The 21,615-nt window shown below is 55.2% G+C and carries 26 protein-coding genes; 11 read left to right on the plus strand and 15 right to left on the minus strand.

Annotation, left to right across the window (positions count from 1 at the left end; all coding sequences use genetic code 11):
* Positions 1-207: 207 nt before the first annotated feature.
* From Q3Y58_RS05930 to ygfZ, 4 genes are read right to left on the minus strand one after another with little or no spacing between them, the layout of a single operon-like run.
* A complete protein-coding gene (locus Q3Y58_RS05930; RefSeq protein WP_319621466.1) occupies positions 208-1,191 on the minus strand; it encodes an NUDIX hydrolase in 984 nt (327 codons plus the stop codon).
* A 13-nt stretch (positions 1,192-1,204) separates the two neighbouring features.
* On the minus strand, positions 1,205-1,720 hold the full coding sequence (locus Q3Y58_RS05935) for a tyrosine phosphatase family protein (RefSeq protein ID WP_319621467.1): 516 nt from the start codon (positions 1,718-1,720) through the stop codon (positions 1,205-1,207).
* A complete protein-coding gene (locus tag Q3Y58_RS05940; RefSeq protein ID WP_319621468.1) occupies positions 1,720-2,391 on the minus strand; it encodes an HD family hydrolase in 672 nt (223 codons plus the stop codon). The genes Q3Y58_RS05935 and Q3Y58_RS05940 overlap by 1 nt, the downstream gene beginning before the upstream one ends.
* Positions 2,392-2,421: 30 nt before the next feature.
* Positions 2,422-3,273 carry a CAF17-like 4Fe-4S cluster assembly/insertion protein YgfZ gene (gene ygfZ / locus Q3Y58_RS05945; RefSeq protein ID WP_319621469.1) on the minus strand — a complete coding sequence of 284 codons (852 nt, stop codon included), beginning with the start codon at positions 3,271-3,273 and terminating at the stop codon, positions 2,422-2,424.
* A 320-nt stretch (positions 3,274-3,593) separates the two neighbouring features.
* Between ygfZ and Q3Y58_RS05950 the strand changes: the two genes are divergently transcribed.
* The gene (locus Q3Y58_RS05950; RefSeq protein WP_319621470.1) at positions 3,594-4,775 is read left to right on the plus strand and encodes a BtaA family protein; all 1,182 of its coding nucleotides are present in this window, start codon (positions 3,594-3,596) and stop codon (positions 4,773-4,775) included.
* Complete coding sequence (locus Q3Y58_RS05955; RefSeq protein ID WP_274219376.1) at positions 4,772-5,422, plus strand: class I SAM-dependent methyltransferase; 651 nt, start codon at positions 4,772-4,774, stop codon at positions 5,420-5,422. The genes Q3Y58_RS05950 and Q3Y58_RS05955 overlap by 4 nt, the downstream gene beginning before the upstream one ends.
* Here the strand turns inward: Q3Y58_RS05955 and Q3Y58_RS05960 are convergent.
* On the minus strand, positions 5,419-6,060 hold the full coding sequence (locus Q3Y58_RS05960; RefSeq protein WP_319621473.1) for a hypothetical protein: 642 nt from the start codon (positions 6,058-6,060) through the stop codon (positions 5,419-5,421). The genes Q3Y58_RS05955 and Q3Y58_RS05960 overlap by 4 nt on opposite strands.
* A 208-nt stretch (positions 6,061-6,268) precedes the next feature.
* Here Q3Y58_RS05960 and Q3Y58_RS05965 point away from each other — a divergent pair, with 208 nt between their 5' ends.
* A complete protein-coding gene (locus Q3Y58_RS05965; RefSeq protein WP_319621474.1) occupies positions 6,269-6,880 on the plus strand; it encodes a LysE family translocator in 612 nt (203 codons plus the stop codon).
* A 2-nt stretch (positions 6,881-6,882) separates the two neighbouring features.
* On the opposite strand, the gene Q3Y58_RS05970 is transcribed toward Q3Y58_RS05965, so the two are convergent.
* The 4 genes from Q3Y58_RS05970 to Q3Y58_RS05985 form a co-directional block, all read right to left on the minus strand.
* A complete protein-coding gene (locus Q3Y58_RS05970; RefSeq protein WP_274219373.1) occupies positions 6,883-7,167 on the minus strand; it encodes a hypothetical protein in 285 nt (94 codons plus the stop codon).
* A gap of 253 nt (positions 7,168-7,420) precedes the next feature.
* Positions 7,421-7,873, minus strand: a complete 453-nt coding sequence (locus Q3Y58_RS05975) for a TIGR02301 family protein (RefSeq protein WP_274219372.1) — start codon at positions 7,871-7,873, stop codon at positions 7,421-7,423.
* A 136-nt stretch (positions 7,874-8,009) separates the two neighbouring features.
* The gene (locus tag Q3Y58_RS05980) at positions 8,010-8,402 is read right to left on the minus strand and encodes an NUDIX hydrolase (protein ID WP_319621476.1); all 393 of its coding nucleotides are present in this window, start codon (positions 8,400-8,402) and stop codon (positions 8,010-8,012) included.
* 33 nt (positions 8,403-8,435) lie between these two features.
* On the minus strand, positions 8,436-8,948 hold the full coding sequence (locus Q3Y58_RS05985; RefSeq protein WP_319621477.1) for a hypothetical protein: 513 nt from the start codon (positions 8,946-8,948) through the stop codon (positions 8,436-8,438).
* 88 nt (positions 8,949-9,036) lie between these two features.
* On the opposite strand from Q3Y58_RS05985, the gene Q3Y58_RS05990 reads away from it, so the two are divergent.
* On the plus strand, positions 9,037-9,792 hold the full coding sequence (locus tag Q3Y58_RS05990; protein ID WP_319621478.1) for an SOS response-associated peptidase: 756 nt from the start codon (positions 9,037-9,039) through the stop codon (positions 9,790-9,792).
* Between the two features lie 48 nt (positions 9,793-9,840).
* Here Q3Y58_RS05990 and Q3Y58_RS05995 read toward each other — a convergent pair whose 3' ends face one another.
* Positions 9,841-11,253 (minus strand): FAD-binding oxidoreductase, encoded by a 1,413-nt coding sequence (locus Q3Y58_RS05995; RefSeq protein ID WP_319621479.1) that lies wholly within the window; start codon positions 11,251-11,253, stop codon positions 9,841-9,843.
* A 175-nt stretch (positions 11,254-11,428) separates the two neighbouring features.
* Between Q3Y58_RS05995 and fabI the strand changes: the two genes are divergently transcribed.
* The 7 genes from fabI to Q3Y58_RS06030 all read left to right on the plus strand — a co-directional run bounded on the left by fabI (position 11,429) and on the right by Q3Y58_RS06030 (position 17,718).
* Positions 11,429-12,250, plus strand: coding sequence for an enoyl-ACP reductase FabI (fabI, locus tag Q3Y58_RS06000; protein ID WP_319621480.1), 822 nt, complete (start codon positions 11,429-11,431; stop codon positions 12,248-12,250).
* Between the two features lie 212 nt (positions 12,251-12,462).
* Positions 12,463-13,086 (plus strand): histidine phosphatase family protein, encoded by a 624-nt coding sequence (locus Q3Y58_RS06005; RefSeq protein WP_274219366.1) that lies wholly within the window; start codon positions 12,463-12,465, stop codon positions 13,084-13,086.
* Between the two features lie 3 nt (positions 13,087-13,089).
* Complete coding sequence (locus Q3Y58_RS06010; protein ID WP_319621481.1) at positions 13,090-13,521, plus strand: N-acetyltransferase; 432 nt, start codon at positions 13,090-13,092, stop codon at positions 13,519-13,521.
* Positions 13,522-13,655: 134 nt separating this feature from the next.
* Positions 13,656-14,741 carry a chorismate synthase gene (aroC, locus tag Q3Y58_RS06015; protein ID WP_319621482.1) on the plus strand — a complete coding sequence of 362 codons (1,086 nt, stop codon included), beginning with the start codon at positions 13,656-13,658 and terminating at the stop codon, positions 14,739-14,741.
* A 192-nt stretch (positions 14,742-14,933) separates the two neighbouring features.
* Positions 14,934-16,253: a 3,4-dihydroxy-2-butanone-4-phosphate synthase gene (ribB, locus tag Q3Y58_RS06020; protein WP_319621483.1), complete on the plus strand. Its 1,320-nt coding sequence runs from the start codon at positions 14,934-14,936 to the stop codon at positions 16,251-16,253.
* Positions 16,254-16,285: 32 nt separating this feature from the next.
* Entirely contained in the window at positions 16,286-16,834 is a 549-nt protein-coding gene (locus Q3Y58_RS06025; protein ID WP_274219362.1) for a hypothetical protein, read from the plus strand.
* A gap of 155 nt (positions 16,835-16,989) precedes the next feature.
* Positions 16,990-17,718: a class I SAM-dependent methyltransferase gene (locus Q3Y58_RS06030; RefSeq protein WP_319621484.1), complete on the plus strand. Its 729-nt coding sequence runs from the start codon at positions 16,990-16,992 to the stop codon at positions 17,716-17,718.
* 8 nt (positions 17,719-17,726) lie between these two features.
* Here the strand turns inward: Q3Y58_RS06030 and Q3Y58_RS06035 are convergent, their stop codons facing one another.
* The 5 genes from Q3Y58_RS06035 to Q3Y58_RS06055 form a co-directional block, all read right to left on the minus strand.
* A complete protein-coding gene (locus Q3Y58_RS06035; protein WP_274219360.1) occupies positions 17,727-18,017 on the minus strand; it encodes a DUF1330 domain-containing protein in 291 nt (96 codons plus the stop codon).
* A gap of 48 nt (positions 18,018-18,065) precedes the next feature.
* Entirely contained in the window at positions 18,066-18,365 is a 300-nt protein-coding gene (locus Q3Y58_RS06040) for a hypothetical protein (RefSeq protein ID WP_274219359.1), read from the minus strand.
* A 101-nt stretch (positions 18,366-18,466) separates the two neighbouring features.
* On the minus strand, positions 18,467-19,516 hold the full coding sequence (locus Q3Y58_RS06045; protein WP_319621486.1) for a class I SAM-dependent methyltransferase: 1,050 nt from the start codon (positions 19,514-19,516) through the stop codon (positions 18,467-18,469).
* Positions 19,517-19,527: 11 nt separating this feature from the next.
* Positions 19,528-20,784 carry a class I SAM-dependent RNA methyltransferase gene (locus tag Q3Y58_RS06050; RefSeq protein ID WP_319621487.1) on the minus strand — a complete coding sequence of 419 codons (1,257 nt, stop codon included), beginning with the start codon at positions 20,782-20,784 and terminating at the stop codon, positions 19,528-19,530.
* A gap of 51 nt (positions 20,785-20,835) precedes the next feature.
* Entirely contained in the window at positions 20,836-21,567 is a 732-nt protein-coding gene (locus Q3Y58_RS06055; RefSeq protein WP_319621488.1) for a TlyA family RNA methyltransferase, read from the minus strand.
* Between the last annotated feature and the right edge of the window lie 48 nt (positions 21,568-21,615).

Consider the following 21,615-nt stretch of genomic DNA (forward strand, 5'->3'; position numbering starts at 1 on the left):
GTAAGACAGCGGACTGTCTTGCGCCGGACGCCAAAAAACTCACGCGGCACCCGAACTCATTTCCTTGCAGGCTAGGAAATATTCGCCCATTAACCTTGATAAGGTGTTAAAGCGCTGAAAAACCGCAGAATGCCGTCAAAGGGCACTGCTGTTTCACGCAAACAGGGTTAATTATGAGGAGCATAGAGCGTTTGATCGAAAGCCGGTTCAGTGTCTGCCGACGCGCAAGCCGAGCGTTGGGCGCTCGGTGAGTATATCTCTTCTGAACTGGTAGAGTGCGGCGGGTCTACCCCCGGTTGCGGTAGAGAGTCGCCCGGTTGGCTCAACGAGATGGGCTCCTTCAACGAGTCGCCGGAAGTTCTGTTTGTGCAGATGCTGGCCGGAAATGGCCTCAACAGTGCGCTGCAAATCCGTCAGGGTGAACTCTGGCGGCATCAACTCGAAAACCACCGGGCGGTACTTCAGCTTTGCGCGCAGGCGAGACAGGGCGGTTGCCAAAATGCGCCGGTGGTCAAATGTCATGCTTTCCCCGAATGGGGGGATCTCATCGCAGTGCTTTGCTTCAGGGCGCCCATCCCTGCGGGCTTCGTAGGTAAGGCCAGCACCATAGAGCATCTCGTAGCGATCCAGAGCCCGCTCTTCATCCCAGACACCGGAGCCTGCGCCAAAACTCAGCTGAAAGCGATCCCGGTGGCTGATGGTGCCAGAAGGCATGTCTGGGCCATGAGGCTGGTCACAATAATCTCGCAGCAGCGGGAACATGGCTTCCTCAAGAAGCGCAGGTTTGCCCTGCCGCCAGTCTTCCCATGGAAAGAAGTCATACCATGACCGCCACTTTGCGCCTTGAGCCGCCAGGATCTCATCGGACTCGGGCGTTTGGCGGGTCAAGGCAAGGTAACCAACGGACACCACATGGGGCTTTGCTTCCGGGCTGACCATGTGCCGGCCCCTGTCCCCAAACGTGTAAAGCTGTTCAACGTGGCCCAGTTTAAGCGCTGTCTGCATCTCGACAAAAGATCGCAGGCCGATTTCAAAGGTGCGGTGCTGGAGCGGGTCGAACGGTCCATAAGGAAGACCCTGTTCACCTTGGCGTGAGGCATGAGGAACGGTGAGCACGTAAGGCGTTGACTGATCAACGGACACAATCACGGCGTTGAGGTCAATCTCGATCATCACGCCTGATGGGCTCATTGGGTTCCTCTCTTCAAGGTGCAAGCTGGACCGGATAGCAAAACGGAGTGCCTTCGTAGGCGTCGGCCCCCCGACCTATGCGAGCAATAGCATCAATCATTCGGCCGTCACGTTCAAGCAGCTGATCTGCATACTTCACGAGAAGTGGGTTCGGAGTGGCACTTGGTGCAAGTGTACGCAACCTGTCTGCCAAGTGGGCTTCCTGCCCAGGCTCGTTTCGAGCGCAGGCGATAAGGTAGGCCGCTGCTGTGGATCGGCTGATCCCTGCCCAGCAGTGAACCAGAACTGGCCCCTTTGTGATATGGGTCTGTGCAAATCGGAGCAGCTCCACCACATGCTGAGGCGCTGGGGCAACATAGCCTTCGCGCTCCTCTGGAATGTCATTGAAGCGCAGGGTCAGATGGGGAAGTCGAGCCGCCGAACCGGGGACTTCAAACACCATGCTGGGCGACATCAAGCTGATCAATGCAGAGAACGGATGGGCACTTGCCACAGTCTCAAGTTGGGAGAGAGGGCAAACGTGGAGCATCAGGACACTCCGCGTTCCTTGATGATGCTGATGTTCTGGCTGGCCAGGTGAACTTCCGTGTTGATCTGTTCGAACCGCTCCAGAAACTGCTCTTGTGCCTGAGAAGTGGTTAGAGGGTTCATGCTGGAGCGTACACGGGCAAGCTGCTCTTGGGTGAGGCCTCTTGGTTTGCCGAAGATCTTCTGTGCTTCTTTTTCCTCAAACCCTGCCAGCACGATGGCCTCATGATAGGCGCAAATGATGTCGGCCTTTTTGGCCAGCTTTGTGACATAGAGAGGCAGATGGGCTGGGAGCCCGAAGCTGACATGCACTGCTTCGTGAAGGCGTTCTTCAACATGCTTGTAGTTGCCCCCCATGACAGTCTTGAAGGGCGAGATCATATCACCAATCACATACTCAGGCGCGTCGTGCAGAAGTGTTGCAAGGCGCCACTTGGCCGCCAGATCCGGCTTGAGCATCATGGCGATCTCTTCAACGATTACGCAATGCTGCGCCACGGAAAACGCGTGCTCTCCGATGGTTTGACCGTTCCAGCGCGCTACGCGTGCCAAGCCATGGGCAATGTCGGAAAGCTCGATGTCAAAGGGAGAAGGGTCCAATAAGTTTAAACGTCGGCCCGAGAGCATTCGTTGCCACGCGCGTGGCGGAAGATCAGGGCGGTCGGCTGGCATTGGAACTCCTGCGGTATCAAGCTGTTTCTATCAGGAAGGCCAGTCGAACCCGGCCCAGTCCGGAATGGTGACCTCAAGTGCCACATCTCCGGCCAGAATGGGCTCTCCGGCGTCAATCGCCTGCTTAACGCGATCAAGACGCAGCAGCGCAAGGCCGTGGTCGCCTTCCGAGCTTCCCATTACGCCGAGGACCTTACCCGAAGCAGTCACCTCAGTTCCAGACTCAGGAAGACTAGATGTGCCTTGAACCACAACAATCCGCTTTCGAGCAGTGCCGCGGTGCTTCATGCGGGAAACAACTTCCTGACCGACATAGCAGCCCTTTTCAAAAGCAACACCGTTGAGACTGTCCATGTCTGCATCATGGGGGAAGGTGTCGCCGAGGGCGAAATCAGCCATGCTTTCGGGCACTCCAAGGGATAACCGGTGTTGATGCCAAGCTTGTGGTGTAGACAGCACAGTTTTCTCTAGTGGCAATGTCGTTGCGACCGGGAGAACCGCTCGCCCACCAAGGGAGTTCAGGCGAGGGTCTGGCACGAAACCCTCTGGCAATGGCCCGTCCCAGCTAGCAGCTACAAATACAGTTTCGCTTACATCGTCGATGGTAACCTTGGCGCGGAGCTTGTAGAACGTCAGCCGCTTTTGCAAAGCTGCCAGTTCATCTTTCGGTGCTTCCAGATAGAAGCTGTGTTCAGGCGCGGTATGAATAAAGAAGTCCCAGAGGATTTTCCCCTGAGGGGTCAACAGTGCGCCAAAGGTTGCCCTTTCAGCGCTGACCTTCTCTATGTCGCAGGTCACCAGATTGTTGAGGAAATGCAGGGCGTCTTCGCCGCCAATGCGGAGCACTCCACGGGTATTCAGGGATGTAACCTTGGTCTGCATCGTCCACCTTCCAACAACCGAGTCTCTTGCTTAGCGTTGCACTTAACTCGGAACCATTCGCAATTCCAAGAGAATGTTTTTCCATTGAAGAGGGAGCTGTGAAAAATATACCTTTGGTGTAGCGGGAGACGTTAGCGGTAGTTCTGTCAAGCAACTGTCACCAAAGTGTCGCCCCGCTGCCTTAAATAGACGCTGAGTAAAGACAACAGCCAACTAATGGGAGAGGTTCTGTGTCGTCCCCCTTGCAGCAATCTAAGCAGCGTTTGAATTCCGCAGTCCATCGATCAAATGCGTCCACTTGGGACGGCTTGCTGGAGCGTATGTTTACCTTTGCTTTCAAGGGCATGGTTTACCCGCAGATTTGGGAGGACCCAGAAGTCGACATTGAGGCTCTGGCTCTCAAGCCGGGCTCCCGGCTTATCACGATCGCCTCAGGTGGCTGTAACGTCATGTCCTATCTGACGACGGACCCTAAAGAGATTATCGCGCTGGACTTGAACCGCGCTCATATCGCCTTGAACCGGCTCAAACTTGCTGCCGTTCGCGAGCTGCCGGACTATAAGAGCTTCTATCAGTTCTTCGGCCACGCAGACGAGAAGGCGAACATCGATCTGTACAACCGCTATCTGAAAGAGGCCATTGACCCGGTCAGTCGCAGCTATTGGGAAGGGCGGGACCTTACCGCGTGGGGCCGCAAGCGCATTACATTGTTCTCGCGTGATCTCTATCACCACGGCATGCTGGGTTACTTTATTGGTGCCGGTCACTTGGTTGCGCGTCTATATGGGGTCGATCTCAAGCAGCTCGCTCGGGCCAAGACCATGGATGAGCAACGCACATTCTTCGACAAGACCTTGGCACCGTTGTTTGACAAGCGCCTTGTGCGCTGGGCGACCTCCAAAAAGATGTCGCTTTATGGGCTTGGCATTCCACCCGCGCAATATGACGCGTTGGCCGCTTCCGGTGGCGGCAACATGGCATTGGTGCTCAAGCAGCGCCTTGAGCGTCTGGCCTGTGGCTTTCCCATGAGCGAAAATTATTTCGCTTGGCAAGCATTCAACCGCGGTTACGCCTCGAAGGGCAGAACGGTCTCTACAAGAAGCCCCGCAGGTCCTTTGCCACCCTACCTGCAAGAGCGTCATTTCGACGTGATCCGCGAACGGGCGGACCGCGTCAGCGTCCTCAATCGCTCTTTCACGGAGTATCTCGCAGATGACCAATCCGAGGGCTTTGATGGCTACGTCCTTCTGGACGCGCAGGATTGGATGACGGATCAGCAGCTCAATGATCTTTGGGAGAACATCACCAAGACTGCAAAGCCGGGGGCTCGGGTGATCTACCGCACTGCGGGTGAGCCAACGATTTTGCCCGGTCGGGTTCGCGATGAGATTCTGGACCAATGGGTTTATGATGAAGAGAAGAGCTTGCGCTTGAACATGCAGGATCGGTCTTCCATCTACGGTGGCTTTCATATCTACACCTTCAAGGGTGCCGTTCAATGAGTGGTGGGTCCTCTGCCGCGCTGATGGACGACATCTATCGCTATCAGCGCCACATCTATGATCTGAGCCGCAAGTACTATCTTCTGGGCCGTGATCGCCTCCTGGCAGATCTTCGTGCAGAGCCAGGCGAGACAATTCTGGAAATGGGGTGCGGAACGGGGCGTAATCTCGTGAAGGCCGCGCGCCTTTACCCTCAGGCCAAACTATACGGTATCGATCTTTCAGAAGAAATGCTGGCAACTGCGCGCAAATCGGTGGCCAAGGCTGGGCTTTCGGATCGCATCCAGTTGGCGAAAGCCGACGCTACTCAAGTGGATGCCGAGGCCCTGTTCGGCATCTCGTCGTTCGATCATGTGATGTTCTCTTACAGCCTCTCCATGATTCCGCCATGGCAGGCGGCTCTCGATCAAGGGGCGCGGCTTCTTGGCGAAAGCGGGCGTCTCCATCTGGTTGACTTTGGCCAGCAAGAGAACATGCCAGCGCTCTTCAAGCGGTTGCTGTTCAAATGGTTGGCAGCTTTTCATGTGGAGCCGCGAGCGGGCATGGATCGTTTCTTGGAGCAGCTGGCAGTGCAGTATGGAAAACAGTCCAGCCACAAGGCGCTCTACCGCGGCTATGCCACCCTAGGGACGCTGAGCCCCAACTAATCGCCTGCCACGAAATACATGAGCTGGCCGTCCGCCGCGATGCCGAGACGATAAAAGGTCCACGTGCCGTAGTCCTTCATTTCGAAGTAATCGGCGGCGGTCACAATGCGGAACATCTCCGTCTTCTGCTTGTTTGTAAGCTCGTTCATGGGATAGTGCGCGAAGTACGGCCAAATGTATGTTTCGTTCTCGGTGCCTGCATTCCAGCGCACAAAGCCCGCGTCCAGAATGTCGGCCATGATGGCCATGATCTCCAGGCCTTCCCCGTCTCCAGAACTCTGCTTCAAGTAGGTAACTGGATCTTCCATCTCTCCGAACAGAAGGTGCGGCGGGAATTTCTGCGCCTCGATTATCGCCCCGATTTTTTCAATGGAGCCTTCGCGAAGGGCTGAGACCAAGGCATTGCGTGTCGCACGCACAGGCTCTGGCAATAGATTGACGTCATAGTACACAGTCGGAGCGTCGCCAGAGGTTGCGGCGGGTTCCTCTGGGTATTTCAACGTGTCTTCTGGGTCAATCTGAGGAGTTTCCTGTGGAGGTGGAGTAATCCGGATGGTTTCTGTTTTGACGACTGCGCTATGAACAGTCAAAGGCATAAGGCATGCCAATACAGCCGTGACAAAAAATGCAGATTTCACCGTTTTCTCCAAATGCGGCCCGAACCATCGCTGAGACATTGGCAGTTTAATCGCAGTATGTCTCTGATTAAAGGAACCGCAGAGAGGCTTTGCACAGACTTGGGCTGCCAGGGGATTTCATCACAAAAAGTGAGAGAAACTAGGGTATCAGCACAGTCTAACTAGGAATTCCATCGGTTTGTTTGAATTGAAATACCTCTTGGGTGGCATGATGATTGGCATCGCCACGTCAGCGCCGGTTGGCCCGGTCAACATCATGGTGATAAGCCGTTCTTTGCACTTTGGGTTTCTACCCGGTTTCTTGGCAGGGGCGGGGGCTGTGTTTGCCGACACGCTATTTGCGCTCATCGCAGCGTTTGGTGTCACCACCATCTCAAACTTTCTCACGCTTCATCTTGAGATGATTCAGATCGTCGGAGGGATGTTGCTGCTCGGCTTTGGCGTCAGCGTGTTTCGCGCACATCCCCACATCTCGCGTTCCGAAGCGGGGAAAAGCCGGCTGGCGCAGGGTTTTGCTGCAGCGCTCGCCATGACGATTACCAATCCCGGCACGATTTTTGGCTTTTTGACGCTGTTCGGGGCTTTAGGGCACTTGGCCCCAAAAGCCGGAAACTATGTTGGAGCTGCCACGCTCGTCACGGGAGTGTTTTTGGGGGCGATGAGCTGGTGGGCCTCCGCATCGGCCCTTATCGCCACCTTCCGCCAGCACATCAACGATGCCTGGCTTACTTGGATCAATCGCGGGGCCGGAGCCCTGCTGTTCCTGCTCGGCGTGGTGATCCTGATCCGCGCCGCATGGCTGGCAGGAAGCCTGCACTAAATCTAGTGCAGGTTCCTATCGATGGAGTAATCACCGCGCTCAACGCGGGCAGGAATCTCTTCTGCAAACTTGGTCACCGCTTCTTCGCCGAACATGGACACCAGATCCATCATGGCCGTGAAAAGCGCCGCATGTGCCATAGCCGCAGAGTCGATGCCGTGTGACAAACCCTCTTCCCAGGCCTCGTGGATGAAACCAAGCGCAAGGCGCCGAATGTCAGCATCGCTGACTTCGATTTCCTCGACCTCTTCTTCCATCGCGATATCAAGGGTTTGATCTTTGATCATACCGTCCCGCCGTTTTTGTGTTGCCTCTAGTGACACGCCGCTAACAAGGGGGCCTGAGCAAATCAAACCAACGAGTCAGCGGCGCGACAAGAAAGACCCTAACACGACGGAACGCCAAGAAAACCGAACTGTAAAAGAATACTTAAGATCATCCAAAGCTTCGAAAATTTATGGTTAACACGGGCCTTGGGGAAAGTTATCCAAAAACCCTACATTTTTCACCTGTGGATAATAGGGGTAACTTGGATAATACTCAGTCACGACTGTATTTAGCTGTGACTTCCTGCGTAATCTTGGAGCCTTGTGCTGCGTAACGACGTGAAGCTTCCTCAGCTGAAGGCGTGCAGCGTTGGTAAACGGAGGCGAAGCCTCTGTACCCCTGGTTGAAGCGTTCAACGAAACGGCGACGGCGCAGCTCGTTCGTAACTTCTGCGCTCAAGAGCGCTTGCATCCGTCCGCTCCACTCTTCCTTCTCGTCATATCCGCAAAGCGGCCGCAAGTAGTGCAGGGCGCCAAGAATCTCAGCCAGGCGCATCAGGTCAGCCTCATAGGGCGGCACTTCTATTTTAGGGCGCTTTGGGTCCGTGTTTTGGCTTTCTGAGGCTTCAGAGTTCGACTGGGCGTGCGCAACGTCGACCGGAGCTTGAGCCAGAAGGCCCATGCTGACCGCCAATGCCAGGCTGATCTGCTTGATCGCTCGTGTCACGTCTTCCTCCCAAAGCGCCAAAACTACGCCCTACCTTTTTACAGTGTGATGCAGGCATGGAAAAAGGCCAAACCGCGAATTCCACGGTGAAAACCTAAAGGGCACTCCAATGTGCCTGGGGGAAGCGAAAATCAGGTTAATTGGCCCGCTTCAAATCGCGCAAACAAGCGTCAATTCCCGCAGCAAGGGGGAGCCGAAGGGCCTCATCCACCTTAAACCACTCCGCGTCAGTGGCATCAGTGCGGGCCGTTACCGGCGTAACTTCTTGGGACGCGAAGAAAACATGAATCTCATAGGTTGGTGCAAGCGCGCCCTGCTGCGGTCGGCTGATCCGCCACAGCTCGGCACTTGGAGCCTTCAGTCCAGTTTCTTCATGAAGTTCGCGAATAGCCGCTTCTTTGGGAGTTTCGCCCGCATCAACTTTGCCTCCGGGAAAGGCCCAGAGCCCTTGGGAAGGTGGGTTCGCCCGCCTTACCAGCAGAACGCTTTGGTCGGAGCTGAAACAGCACACGCTCGCGGCAAGTTTCATTGCAAGTCCCTCAAGCGCGGTAGACGCCTTTTGTTATGGGAAGAGAGCGTCCACATCAGCCTGAGTGAACTCGTCCAGATCATCGGAGGACTCTGGCACGTGCCCGTGGATGATGCCGCTGGCCTGACTGATAAGGGGTCTCACAAACGTGGTTGCACGATACTGGATCTTGAAGAGCACCTCTGAGGTAAGTGCCTCAGCATTTTCGATGAGGGCTTTCAGTGAAATAACCTCAGCATCAATTAGTGCAACGGTCTGGCACAACGCATCACGCAGATGCTCTGGGCAAGCCCCGTAAGCCTTAATAGCGAGCCTCTTCTCGGAAAAGCCGGAGTTCTCAAAGTGCTCTTCATAGGAGCAGGGCTCCCACAGGAGCACGTCGCTGGCGCAATCCGGAATATCCGGGAGCATTTCCAGCATCATCACTACTTCATTGAAGTGATTAAGATAATCTGTAGCCAAGCCCGTCTGCGGATTGATATTGGCGCGATCGAGGTTTTCGGGAGACATGTCCCCTTGTCCCAATTGCTCCGTTAGCGCTTCCATCAATTCCTCCGGCCTTGTAAACCTACTTTAGCGTCTATACAGAGTAACTCGTTGCAAATTTACTAAAACATCGTCAGGGCAATCGTTCATGTGTGGCCGATATACTCTTACCGCATCCCCAGAGGAAGTTCGTGAGCTCTTTTCATACATCGAGCAGTCGAATTTTCCTCCGCGGTACAACATAGCCCCGACGCAACCGATTGCTCTAGTAAAAAACGAACATGGTCAACGTCATTTTGCACTGGCAAGATGGGGATTTGTGCCTAGTTGGGTCAAGGATCCTGCCAGTTTCACGCTGCTTATCAATGCGCGGGCGGAAACGTTGCTTGAAAAACCTTCATTCAAAGCAGCCATCAAGCACCGCCGTTGTTTGATACCTGCAAACGGCTTTTATGAATGGCAGCGTGCCGTTTCCGCCAAGCAGCCCTACTACATTTCCGCGGCCAACAATCAGCCCTTGGCGTTCGCAGGGCTGTGGGAAACTTGGTCGCACCCAGAAGGTGGGGATATCGACACCGCCGCCATGATCACAGTTGAAGCAAATGAGGATATGGCACCGATTCACCATCGCATGCCAGCGCTGCTGGAGCCACATCAGTTCGACGCGTGGCTTGATACCGGTACGGTGATGGCGCGGGAGGCGGTCACCTTTTTGAAGCCGGCACCCAAGGGCGTGTTGTCGTTTACACCTGTTTCGACGCGGGTAAACAGCGCATCCCACGATGACGAAGGCCTGATCCGGGAAGTGGAACTGACGGAACCAAAGAAACCAGAGCCTAAGCCTGCCAAGCCTCCGCGCAAGAAGAAGACGGGTACTGACGACGGTCAGCTCGATCTGTTTTAGCCCTCATAAGGTATCAAGAGCGCTCCGGGGAGCGCTCTACTTTGTTTGTCAGAGAATGCGTCCGGGGTTCAGGAGCGCCTTGGGATCCAAAGTCTCTTTGATTGCCCGCATCAGTTTCATCTCGACGGGGCTCTTTACCGTCGGAAGCAGCTCGCGCTTCAAGACGCCGATGCCGTGTTCTGCGGAAATTGAGCCATTATATTGGGCCGTGATGCCGTGGACGATTTCATTGACCGCATCCCATTGCGCAAGGAATGCCTGCTTGTCAGCGCCTTCTGGCTGGCTGATGTTAAAGTGAATGTTGCCATCGCCCATGTGACCGAACGGGACCGGACGGCAGCCGGGAATGAAAGCCTCAACCGCCGCGATTGCTTCTTCCAGAAACGCAGGTACTTTCGCCACAGGGACCGACACATCATGCTTGATGGAGCCGCCCTCCAGCTTTTGCACCTCAGACATGCCGTGGCGCAGGCGCCAAAAGTCTTCGGCCTGAGCATTGCTCTGTGCCAGAACGGCGTCGTTCAGAAGCTCAGCTTCGAAGGCTTCTTCAAACACGGCTTCCGTCAAGCTGGCAAGGTCGATGTCCTTGGAGCCAGCAGATAGCTCTACCAAAACGTACCAGTCATGCTCATCGGCCATGGGGAAACGGGCATTTTCCTGATGGCGTACACTGAACTGCATGCCGATTTTGGGCAGGATTTCAAATCCGGTCAGCATGGCACCTGCGTGCTTTTGGGCCACCGACAGCAAGGATAGTGCCTGATGCGGCGAATCTAGGCCGCACAGTGCAACTTCTACGGCAGCAGGCTTTGGGAAAAGACGCAGGCTTGCAGCTGTAATGATCCCCAAAGTGCCTTCAGAACCGATAAATAATTGTTTCAAATCGTAACCGGTATTGTCCTTGCGAAGGGTGCGAAGTCCCTCCCAAACCTCACCATTTGCAAGCACAACCTCAAGCCCCAAAACAAGGTCGCGGGTGTTGCCATAAGACAGTACGGCGGTGCCTCCCGCATTGGTCGCAATGTTGCCGCCGATCTGGCAGGAGCCCTGCGCGCCGAGCGTCAGAGGAAAGATCAAATCGTGCTCTTCGGCCCGCTCGTGGATCGTTTGAAGCACGGCCCCAGCCTCAACAACCATGGTCCGCCCCAAAGGGTCGATATTGCGAATTTTGTTGAGGCGAGAAAGGCTTAAAACAACTTCACTTCCGCCGTTTTTAGGGATTTGCGCGCCAACAAGGCCGGTGTTTCCGCCTTGCGGGACAATTACAAGATCATGCTCGTTTGCAAGCCTCATGCACGCGGCAACTTCGGCCGTCGAACCGGGGCGCAACACCATGGGAGTTGTGCCTTTGAACTTGTCACGCCATTCCACCAGATAGGGGGCTTGATCCGCTGCTTCTGTGAGGACGTTTGCCTCTCCAAGCAACTCTTGAAAAGCGCGGATTAGGCTGTCTTGTGTCATGGTATTGTCGCTGTGTTAGGGATTGATCGTAGTAACGCTATCAGATAAGCGCTGCTCTTAAAGCATCTATGGCTGTTAGAACATACCTATCGATGGCTTGAAGCTGGCGTAACAGTATGCAATAGCAATTTCAAACTGCTTGGTAGGTCAAGTGATATTCACTCAGGAGAAAAATATGGCAGAAGCGCGAGGATTGATGGACGGTAAGCGTGGCCTGATCATGGGTCTTGCAAACAACCGCTCTATCGCTTGGGGTATTGCCAAGGCATTGCGCGAAGCTGGTGCTGAATTGGCTCTGACGTATCAGGGTGAGCCGCTGAAGCGCCGTGTTGAGCCGCTTGCAGAGCAACTCGACGCGTATGTAGCAGGTCATTGCGATGTAACAGATGATGCGTCGGTCGAACAGGTTTTCAAGAACCTGGAAGAGAAGTGGGGCAAGATCGACTTTCTGGTACACGCTATTGCGTTTTCCGATAAGGACGAGCTGACAGGCCGTTTCCTTGACACGACTTCTGACAACTTCAAGAAGACCATGGACATCTCGGTCTATTCTCTGGTGAAGGTAACAAAGCACGCAGAGAAGCTGATGACAGACGGTGGTTCCGTGCTCACGCTCACCTATTACGGTGCTGAGAAGGTAATGCCTAACTATAATGTTATGGGCGTTGCCAAGGCAGCTCTTGAAGCGAGTGTGAAGTATCTTGCCGTTGATCTGGGTCCTCAGAAGATCCGTGTAAACGCCCTTTCTGCTGGTCCAATCAAGACGCTGGCCGCTTCTGGTATTGGCGACCTGCGCTACATCATGAAGTGGAACGAGTACAACTCCCCACTGCGCAGCAATGTTACCATCGAAGAAGTGGGCACCTCAGCCGTGTACCTCTTGTCCGATTACAGCAAGGCCGTTACTGGCGAGACGCACCATGTTGATTGCGGCTACCACGTTGTCGGCATGAAGGCTGTTGACGCGCCTGACATCGCAACGGTTCTCAAGGACTGACTGCAAGCGCAATGCTCAGGAATTAAGAAGGGGTGCTCGAGAGCGCCCCTTTTTTGTAGCAATGCTTTACTTGTGTGGAACGGCGCTCATTTCTCTGAAGAGCCGGGGTTTAAAACTTCTGCTTCATAGTCTTGTCGAAGCTTTGCGGCACGGTATAAAACGTCGAACTAATCCCGCAAATCAGCCTGAAACAAAAAGCAGTAGTTTAGCTCATGGAACAAAGCACCAATATTGCGCGTCTGGCACCAACTCCCATCATCTTCATACGCCACGGCCAGACAGACTGGAATGCGGAAGGTCGCATGCAGGGTCAGCAGGATATCCCGCTTAACGATACCGGCCGCGAGCAGGCAAGACGCAATGGCCGTGAGCTCAAAGGCTTTTTGCAGCGGGAAGGTCTGAGCCACGCTGACTTTGAGATCATCTCGTCGCCGATGCTGCGTACCCGCCAAACCATGGATCTGGTTCTTGAGGAAATGGAGTTGGAGGCAAACGCCTACGCTTTGGATGACCGCCTGAAAGAGATCACTTTCGGTGCCATGGAAGGCAAGACAATCCCGGAGATCAAGGCCGTCAACCCGGAACTCGCCGAGGCCCGCAAGGCAGACAAGTGGGGCTTCGTGCCGCCAGAGGGGGAGAGCTACAAAATGCTTTCTTACCGGATTGAGGGCTGGCTTATGTCCTGCTCCAAGCCGATGATCATTGTCTCTCATGGCGGCGTGATGCGGGTTTTGCGTGGTTTGCTGCTTGGCTATCCCACAACTGAAATTCCAACGCTTGAAGTGCCTCAAGACCAGTTTCTGGTTTGGCGTGATGGCAAGGAAAGCTGGGTTTAAATAATGGAAATTCAAAGGCTTGAGAGCGCGCAGGTTGAATGCGCTCTGTCGATCTGGCTCGCTGCCTCCATCAAGGCTCACGACTTCATCGAAGCCGGATTTTGGGAAAGCATGGTTCCAGCCATGCGCGACACCTATTTGCCAGCCAGTGAAACGTGGGTATGCGTTCAGGAAGGGCAAGTGCTGGGCTTCCTCTCGCTTCTGGAGAATAGTCTGGCAGCGCTTTTTGTTGCGCCGCATTCGCAGGGCAGGGGCCTTGGGTATGCACTGATGAAACACGCAAAGGCACAGCGGAATACGCTTGAGCTTTCCGTCTACAACGCGAACAAGGGAGCCTATGAGTTTTATCTGCGTCAGGGGTTCAATGTTGTTGAGGAGCGCCTTGACGCGCATACCGGGCACCCAGAGGTGCTGATGGAGTGGCAGGCGCAATAAACGCGTCGTAGCTCTTGAGAAAAACAGCGGTCCTTCTGCCTCCCCCCACAATTGACCGAATGGGCGAACCAACTTACAACCGGGGAACTTTACTAACCCGCGTGCACGTGCCGCGCCTTTGATTTTGGAAAGAAATGTCCCACAACAGCTTCGGAACCCTTTTCCGCTTTACCACCTGGGGCGAGAGCCATGGCCCGGCATTGGGCTGTGTGATTGATGGCTGCCCTCCAATGCTTGCCATTTCTGCCGAGGAAATTCAGCAGTATCTGGATCAACGCAAGCCGGGACAGTCCAAGTATACAACTCAGCGCCGCGAGCCGGATCAGGTAAAGATTCTTTCCGGCACAATGGAAGACGAAGACGGCGTTCTGCGAACGACCGGAACGCCAATCTCATTGATGATCGAGAACACCGATCAGCGCTCCAAGGACTATTCCGAAATCAAGGAGAGGTATCGCCCCGGTCACGCGGACTATACCTATGACGCTAAGTACGGCATTCGCGACTATCGTGGAGGCGGGCGCTCTTCGGCGCGGGAAACCGCAGCCCGTGTTGCTGCAGGGGCAGTGGCACGAAAGGTCATTCCGGGGGTCACCATTCGTGCAGCGCTCGTGCAAATGGGGCCGCACAAAATCAACCGGGACAATTGGGATTGGAGTGAGGTGCACAATAACCCGTTCTTCTGCCCAGACAAGGAAGCCGCGGCTTTCTATGCGGAGTACCTGGATGGCATTCGAAAAGCGGGTTCATCCGTTGGCGCTGTCATCGAAGTCATTGCAGAAGGGGTGCCTGTAGGCCTCGGCGCGCCAGTCTATGGCAAGCTGGATCAGGATATCGCCTCGGCCATGATGTCCATCAATGCGGTGAAAGGTGTTGAGATTGGCAACGGCTTTGAAGCTGCGACCCTGACCGGCGAGGAAAATGCCGATGAGATGCGCATGGGCGCAGATGGTCAGCCGGAATTCCTGTCCAACCATGCAGGCGGAGTGCTGGGCGGCATCTCAAGCGGGGCACCTGTGGTGGCGCGTTTCGCGATCAAGCCCACATCCTCCATCCTGACACCGCGCAAATCAATTACCCGTTCAGGCGATGAGGTGGATGTGATGACAAAGGGCCGTCATGATCCATGCGTTGGTATCCGAGCGGTTCCCGTGGGAGAGGCCATGATGGCGCTGGTGCTTGCGGATCACTTTCTGCGTCACCGCGGCCAGGTTGGCTGAGCCCAGACATTGCGCGTAACGATCGGAGGTCACAGCTTTTGAGCTGTGGCCTTTTTGCATTTCGGGGGCTCACTATCAGACAATCGACTGAAGTGCGAAATCAGACCTTGATTTTTAATGGGAAGCAGACCACCTTTCAGTCACACTGAAAAGATCTCTGAATCTTCCCTCAACTGAAATCGCAGGAAACCCATGCGTCTCGACAAGTGGCTCGCACAGAACTCAGAAAGCCGAAGCGCCTTCGCACGCCGGGCAGGGCTTTCCCCCGCCTCAGTTACAGCTTTGTGCAACGATCCTTGTGTTTGGGTCTCCCGCGAAATGGCTCAAAAGATTGCCGAAGCAACCGGTGGGGAAGTGACCCCCAACGATTTCTTGGGCCTTAAAGAAACCAAGGAGTATGCTGTGTCCCAGACCCGTGTCGCTGAAGCGCTGCGCGCCTTTGAAAACGGTGAGATGGTCGTTGTAACCGATGATGACGACCGCGAAAACGAAGGCGATCTGATTGTTGCTGCAAGCAAGATCACGCCGGAACAAATGGCTTTCATCATCCGCCATACCTCAGGCATTGTCTGCGCGCCGATGACCCGCGAAACCGCGTCTCGCCTTCGTCTGGACCCGATGGTAAGCAACAACGATGCGCCACTGGCGACCGCTTTCACCGTTTCCGTGGACTATGGGCCGGGCCTGACCACAGGCATCTCCGCTGAAGAGCGCTGCAGCACCGTTCGTGCGTTGGCAAACCCGAACGCGGGCGCAGCTGACTTTGTCCGGCCGGGCCACGTTTTCCCCCTTATCGCAAAAGACGGCGGCGTACTGATCCGGTCTGGCCATACGGAAGCGGCTGTTGATCTGTGCAAGCTGACTGGCCTCCCGGAAGTTGGTGTCATTTCCGAGCTCGTCAACGACGATGGCACTGTAAAACGGGGGGACGCTGTTGCAGCTTTCGCTGAAGAGCATGGCTTGAAAATGGTCTCTGTTGCAGACCTCATCGCTTGGCGGCAGCGCAACGAGTCTTTCGTGACCCGCGGTGCGGAACAGCAGATTGCAACACCGCACGGGCCTGCCTACGCGATTTCTTTCAGCACGCCCTTTGACAAGATGGATCACCTTGCCATTATCTATGGCGACATTCGGGATGGCCGTAGCGTTCCAGTTCGCCTGCAGCGTGAAGCTGTTGTTGATGACGTTTTTGGCACCAGCAAGTCTCTCTCCAATGTGATGAAGGACTTCGCTGAGCGCGGTCGCGGGGTTATTGTGTACCTGCGTGAAGGTGGTGTTGGGGTGGCTCAACGTGCTGAGCGCGCGCGTGAAGGACTGGAAGCGGCAGAAGAAGAGCAGCATCAGTCCGCTCAAAGCCGTGAGCAAGGGTGGCGTGAGATTGGTCTTGGCGCACAGATCCTCAAAGACCTTGGCGTCACCTCAATTCGTGTGATCGCCAGCCGCGAACGCCACTACGTCGGCCTTGAAGGCTTCGGTATTGAAATTGAAGGCACGGAGATCGCCGGAGACTGATCGGTGCTCCCAACCTCGGAGTGACCTGACCCTTGGTACAGACGAATTTCTCAGACCCGTGGGATGACGCTGCAAATCCGCAACCTGAAAGCTTTGCAACTGGCTATTCTCGTGGGGCTGGGGAAGGGCTCGTCTATGGTGGGGGCGCTGTTGCGCTTGGCGCCATACTTTTTTCTGTTTTTGGGTATCCGCTTGCCGCGCTTCTTGCAATTGGTGCGGCAGCGGTTGCCATCTGGTTCTATCCAACCGTTCTTAAAGAGCCGCAGATAGGTGGCCGCAGCGATGGCCTGTTTGTCGACGGTATTGGCTTTATTGACTGGGCTAGCATCACCGAGATGTCTTTGCATACGACCGCGGTGCGATCTATCCTTCTGACAAAGCTTCATATTCGGCTAAACACTGACCTGCAAAAGGCTGTTTCAAAGCCTCAGAAGCTGCCGTTCTGGCGCATGGTGATGATGAAAAACTGGGTGCTGAAGCAAGATGAAGACGGTATGCAGACCATCATCGTGAATATGCACACATTGCGCATGCCGGCCGAGCAAGTTCTTTCCCGTTTAAGGCGCTTCCGGTCCGCTTGACGTGCTCAAGTTGCAACACTGTGATATTTTTGTGTTTGCCGTCACCGTTTTGGCGATATTTCAGGTAATCTTGGGAACATGTGGACGTTCTGTTAAAACTAGAGGGCTTACGCTTCGTTATGTAGGCCAATAAAAACGGTGATATCGCGATGCACATGAGCCAATCGAGCACGGCGCCGGACCACCATCGGCTTTCTTCACTGGACAAAACGTGGGACGACGACGATCAGTTCCTTCTAGGCTTTGCGAGCCGGACGGGATCAAGCGCCCTTCAGATCGCATGTGGAACTGGGGCCTTGGCTCATGAGTTGAGCAAGAATGGTGTTGAGGTTGTGGGCGTTGACCGCAATCCACGCAAGATAGCCCAGGCCATCAAGCGAACGAGAGCCGTGACATGGGTGGGTGCAGACGCACGAACCATAAGGCTCAACAGGCGTTTTGATACAGTTGTCATCAGTGGAAACGCCTTTCACGCCTTCACCACGGACACAGATCAGGTTCTTCTATTGGAAACGGTCACCGAGCACTTGAAAAGCGGTGGCCGTTTTGCTTTTGGGATGCAAAATCCATCAGCACGGCCTTGGGAGAGCTGGCCGCAGCATGAACGGCCCATGCGGGTCCGCAGCGCAGATGGCGAAGATGTTGCCTTCTGGCAGGACTTTGACGGGCCCGACACAAATGGCTTGGTGTCCATGAAGACCCACTACGACAGCCACGGCGAACGATGCTCATTGAACAAGCAGCGCCGCTTCGTCCCAAAAGATCACTTGGTGAACCTTTTTAAGGCTGTCGATTTGGAGCCCGCTGCCTGGTATGGCGACTGGTCCGGTGCGGAGGCGGCCGAAGGCAGCCCGTACATCATTGTAACGGGCCGCAAGTATTAAGCAGGGCCTTAGATGCCTTCAACGATAACGAGGGTGCAGTCAGCATTCGCGTTGCGGATGGCTTTAACTGGCGCGTATTCCGGTGAGTTGGCAAAAGTTTCTGCCGCTTCCATCGTTGGAAATTCCAGCACAACGATACGGGATGGTGACCAGAGTTCCTCTTCCAGAACTTTCATCTTGCCACCCCTTGCCCGGTAAATGGCACCGTACTTCTCTGCAATCGGGCGCGCCAACGCCTTGTACTCTTCGTAGGCTTCTGGGTCGGTAATTTTTGTGTCGACAATAATGTAGGCAGACAACGCAGTTCCCTCATTTGGTTCTCAAGTTCAGCTTCAAATACTAGTCAATCAGAGGTCGCTGTCTTCGCCTTTTTTCATCAGCTTCTTGAAGTAGCGGGGGCGTGTACGCAGGAGAATGCGCCGAAACCTGCCAGTGCTGCGGTCTTCAATCCATGAAATGGATCGGTTCAATTTATTGTGTGTGCGCCGACGATGGCGTAGCCACCGCGCGGCACCACGACTGGTTGCAATAAGCAACACAAAGCCGAGCACTAAAAGAGGCAGTCCGGTTGGAATGGGAAGCCATACGGTCAGAAGCCCAAGGGTGATGCACAGGAATGCCCCGAACCAATAGAACCACTTGATCAACTTAAAAAATCCAATTAGCCGCTTGAGCGGCTGACGCTAGGGCGATGCTGTGAATTTAGTGTTACAGCCTCACCCATTTCCCCCGCATTTTCCAAGTTCGATCAGGTTTTGGTAAACCTGTTGATGCGCGAGACAAATGCGAGGTCAGTGGCCGCCAGCGTCAAGCCTTCAGTGCCAAACAACCCTTCGATGTCTTCCCGTGCATAGGTTGAAAAGTAAGGCTCATGAAACAGCACAGGGAAGGCTTCCAGCGCACCGTCGTACTCGGGCTTGTCACCAATCAACAAACTGTCCATGAAGATAAACTGCCCGCCTGACTTGAGAACGCGTCCTATCTCGGCAGCTACCTGTCTGCGCGTCTTGGGCGGCAGCTCATGAAACAGATAGACGCAGCTTATCAAATCTAGACTGTTCGACGCAAAAGGGAGGCTTTCCGCGTTGGCGCAGACATAACTGGACCGTGTCGTCGCGCTGCGTTCTCGGGCGACGCGAAGATACTCCTCGGAAAGGTCAATTCCGGTGCCGCGCAAGCCGGGAAATGCCCGAGTTGCGGGGTTGAGCAAACCGCCCGTGCCACAGGCTATATCCAGATAGGAAACTTCTCGCCGATCCTTATTCAGAAGGGCCTGTGCCATCTGCGCTAGCGCCAGCCGTCGCATGACAGCTGTGGTGCCCTTGAACAGAACATCAACTTGGAAATCGTAGATACGGGCAGAATCTTCGCTCAGCCACCCATCTGTTTGATAGTGGAAGTTCTGCCGGTAATAGCGTGGCAGTTGGCGCGAGGTTCCTGAGACTTCCTGATGGCGGCCTTCTGCTCGCCGTGAGGCGACCTTGGGCACATCCGCAAGGAACCGGCGACCGGTGGAAAGCAGCTCACCGATATCCTTGTAAGGCCCACGTTGCATTGGATAGATGCCGCGTTCCATATTGCGAAAGTCCCGGTCGAAGACTTCCATAATGTCCGCAAACATTTTCTGGCGGTCAGGGAACGGGCCTTTGGGACGCGCCTTGCCCTCTGGAGCGATAGGGTACTTGCGTGCAATACGGCCCATGGCGCGCTCGTAAAGTGCGTAGAACGCAACCCGCGCCCCTTGCTCCATCAGGTATCCAGACTTGCGAGCAATTACCAGGGGCGACGGTCGGGCCATTTTGCTTCTCCTCAGTCAGCACGCTCCAATTGGGCGACAACCTCAATATGGGGCGAGTAGAGGAACTGGTCTATAGGCGTGACACGTTTCAGTACGTAGCCGCCGTCCAACAGTTCTCTCAGATCGCGGGCCAGCGTCGCCGGGTTGCACGAGACCGCAACAACACGCTTGACCGGAGAGTTTGCAAGTTCCTTGGCCTGTGCCTGGGCTCCGGCTCGAGGGGGGTCAAATACCACCGCGTCATAGCCCTTGCCGAAGTTGTCCATCTCTTTGGCGTTGAGGGGACGGCGGAACAGGTCGCGCCGCTCCGTCGTGACCTGCTTCAGACCCTTGGCGACCCGCCGGGCAGTGTCCAGCGCCTTGAGTGCAGGTGCATCACTCTCTGCTGCGTGGACAGAAGCAACCTTGGCAATACGAAATGTGAAGGTGCCTGTTCCAGAGAAAAGGTCCGCAACGCGTTTTGCCTTTCCGATGCCTTCCATGACAAGTTCGGCCATGACGTTTTCTGCATGCTTGGTAGCTTGAAGGAACCCGCCTGAAGGACCGGTCACCATGGTGCCGCCCATGTCGAGCTGAGGTGGTTTGATCTCCAAGATGGTTTCACCATCCGCCGTCAGCCGGGCAAAGCCGTATTCCATGGTCGCTTGGGAAAGGGCCAGAAAATGCTTCTCTGCGTTCTTTCCAAGGCCTTGAATTGCAACATCAAGTCCGTTTAGCGTGGCTGTCACCGTGAACTTCAAGTCCCCCTTGCGCGGCATTACTTCGCTGGCGAGACGGCGCAGCTTGGGTAGCGCAGACACTATCTCAGGCACAAGAACGGGACATTCTTCTACGTCCACCAGGCGATGAGACTTTGCCTCATGGTACCCCAGAAGCACCTTGTGGCCGGCGCGTACAGCGGTAAAGACAGCACGGCGACGGCTTTGGGGTGCGCAGCTGACAACGGGGTCCACCGCCACCTCGATGCCACGCGCCTTGAGCGCATCGACGACCAAGTTCCGCTTGAAGTCGCTATAACCCTCCGCTGACATATGCTGGAGGGTACAGCCACCACAGGAGCCGTAGTGCTTGCAGATCGGCTCGGCGCGCTCGGGGCTGGCAGTTGTCACTTCGACCAGCTCGGCGCGATCCCCCTTGAGCCTAACCGTAATGGTTTCCCCGGGCAGCGCACCAGAAACGAAGATTTGCTCACCGTTCAGGTTTGCCACGCCATCGCCCTTGTGAGCCAGACGGTCAATGGTAAGGCTCTGAAGCTCAGGTGCACTCATGAGGGCTCTCTCTATTAGAAATTATTATGTCACGGGCTTCTCTAGCAGACTTTAGCGGTCTTTGCAGGCCGCGAGCAGAAATTCCCTGTTTCCGTCTCCCCCTAGAATGGGCGAGGGGATCATGCCCATTACACGCCAGCCCGGCTGTTCCTCGAACCAGGTGTAGAGGTCTTCGGCTACGCGCGTTCCAATCTCAGGCTTTACGATGCCACCCTTGCCGATCGCCTCACGGCCCGCTTCGAACTGAGGCTTGATCAGGAACACGCCTTGCGTACCAGCCTTTGCAAGCTCCAAAGCGGGAGGCAAAGCAAGTCGCAGTGATATAAAGCTGATGTCGCTCACGAGGAAAGTCGGGCTTTGGTTCTCAAGGTCTGCCAGAGTAAGGATGCGTGCGTTGACACCGTCGCGCTGGTTCACCCGTGGATCTGCAGCAAGTGAGGCATGCAGTTGGTCATGCCCAACGTCGATGGCATGGACCCGCCGCGCGCCCTGTTCCAACAGAACCTGTGTGAAGCCGCCCGTGGAAGCCCCCAGATCGACGCAGATCTGATCCTTGGGCGACAGCTCAAAAATCTTGAGCCCTTCCTTGAGCTTCAAGGCAGATCGAGAAACATAAGTCTGAGCAGGGTCATTGATTACCACCAGACAGCCTTCAGCCACGTTCTGAGAAGGCTTTTTGGCAGGGTGTCCGTCAACCTCAATTGTGCCACGCAAAATGGCATCTCGAGCGCGGGCACGTGTTTCAAACTGTCCCCGCTCCACCAGATATTGGTCCAGGCGCATTGTTTATTGTTGTCCTTGGCTCAGGCCATAAAACACAGTCATGTTGCC

The organism is Nesiotobacter zosterae (assembly GCF_033843645.1).
Classification (GTDB): Bacteria; Pseudomonadota; Alphaproteobacteria; order Rhizobiales; family Stappiaceae; genus Pseudovibrio; species Pseudovibrio zosterae.

What these genes read in the sequence shown, in the direction of transcription:
- Q3Y58_RS05930 (WP_319621466.1), bottom strand. Translation starts at nt 1,191, where the DNA reads ATGAGCCCATCAGGCGTGATGATCGAGATTGACCTCAACGCCGTGATT.
- Q3Y58_RS05935 (WP_319621467.1), bottom strand. Translation starts at nt 1,720, where the DNA reads ATGCTCCACGTTTGCCCTCTCTCCCAACTTGAGACTGTGGCAAGTGCC.
- Q3Y58_RS05940 (WP_319621468.1), bottom strand. Translation starts at nt 2,391, where the DNA reads ATGCCAGCCGACCGCCCTGATCTTCCGCCACGCGCGTGGCAACGAATG.
- ygfZ (WP_319621469.1), bottom strand. Translation starts at nt 3,273, where the DNA reads ATGCAGACCAAGGTTACATCCCTGAATACCCGTGGAGTGCTCCGCATT.
- Q3Y58_RS05950 (WP_319621470.1), top strand. Translation starts at nt 3,594, where the DNA reads ATGTTTACCTTTGCTTTCAAGGGCATGGTTTACCCGCAGATTTGGGAG.
- Q3Y58_RS05955 (WP_274219376.1), top strand. Translation starts at nt 4,772, where the DNA reads ATGAGTGGTGGGTCCTCTGCCGCGCTGATGGACGACATCTATCGCTAT.
- Q3Y58_RS05965 (WP_319621474.1), top strand. Translation starts at nt 6,269, where the DNA reads ATGATGATTGGCATCGCCACGTCAGCGCCGGTTGGCCCGGTCAACATC.
- Q3Y58_RS05970 (WP_274219373.1), bottom strand. Translation starts at nt 7,167, where the DNA reads ATGATCAAAGATCAAACCCTTGATATCGCGATGGAAGAAGAGGTCGAG.
- Q3Y58_RS05980 (WP_319621476.1), bottom strand. Translation starts at nt 8,402, where the DNA reads ATGAAACTTGCCGCGAGCGTGTGCTGTTTCAGCTCCGACCAAAGCGTT.
- Q3Y58_RS05985 (WP_319621477.1), bottom strand. Translation starts at nt 8,948, where the DNA reads ATGGAAGCGCTAACGGAGCAATTGGGACAAGGGGACATGTCTCCCGAA.
- Q3Y58_RS05990 (WP_319621478.1), top strand. Translation starts at nt 9,037, where the DNA reads ATGTGTGGCCGATATACTCTTACCGCATCCCCAGAGGAAGTTCGTGAG.
- Q3Y58_RS05995 (WP_319621479.1), bottom strand. Translation starts at nt 11,253, where the DNA reads ATGACACAAGACAGCCTAATCCGCGCTTTTCAAGAGTTGCTTGGAGAG.
- fabI (WP_319621480.1), top strand. Translation starts at nt 11,429, where the DNA reads ATGGCAGAAGCGCGAGGATTGATGGACGGTAAGCGTGGCCTGATCATG.
- Q3Y58_RS06005 (WP_274219366.1), top strand. Translation starts at nt 12,463, where the DNA reads ATGGAACAAAGCACCAATATTGCGCGTCTGGCACCAACTCCCATCATC.
- Q3Y58_RS06010 (WP_319621481.1), top strand. Translation starts at nt 13,090, where the DNA reads ATGGAAATTCAAAGGCTTGAGAGCGCGCAGGTTGAATGCGCTCTGTCG.
- aroC (WP_319621482.1), top strand. Translation starts at nt 13,656, where the DNA reads ATGTCCCACAACAGCTTCGGAACCCTTTTCCGCTTTACCACCTGGGGC.
- ribB (WP_319621483.1), top strand. Translation starts at nt 14,934, where the DNA reads ATGCGTCTCGACAAGTGGCTCGCACAGAACTCAGAAAGCCGAAGCGCC.
- Q3Y58_RS06030 (WP_319621484.1), top strand. Translation starts at nt 16,990, where the DNA reads ATGAGCCAATCGAGCACGGCGCCGGACCACCATCGGCTTTCTTCACTG.
- Q3Y58_RS06045 (WP_319621486.1), bottom strand. Translation starts at nt 19,516, where the DNA reads ATGGCCCGACCGTCGCCCCTGGTAATTGCTCGCAAGTCTGGATACCTG.
- Q3Y58_RS06050 (WP_319621487.1), bottom strand. Translation starts at nt 20,784, where the DNA reads ATGAGTGCACCTGAGCTTCAGAGCCTTACCATTGACCGTCTGGCTCAC.
- Q3Y58_RS06055 (WP_319621488.1), bottom strand. Translation starts at nt 21,567, where the DNA reads ATGCGCCTGGACCAATATCTGGTGGAGCGGGGACAGTTTGAAACACGT.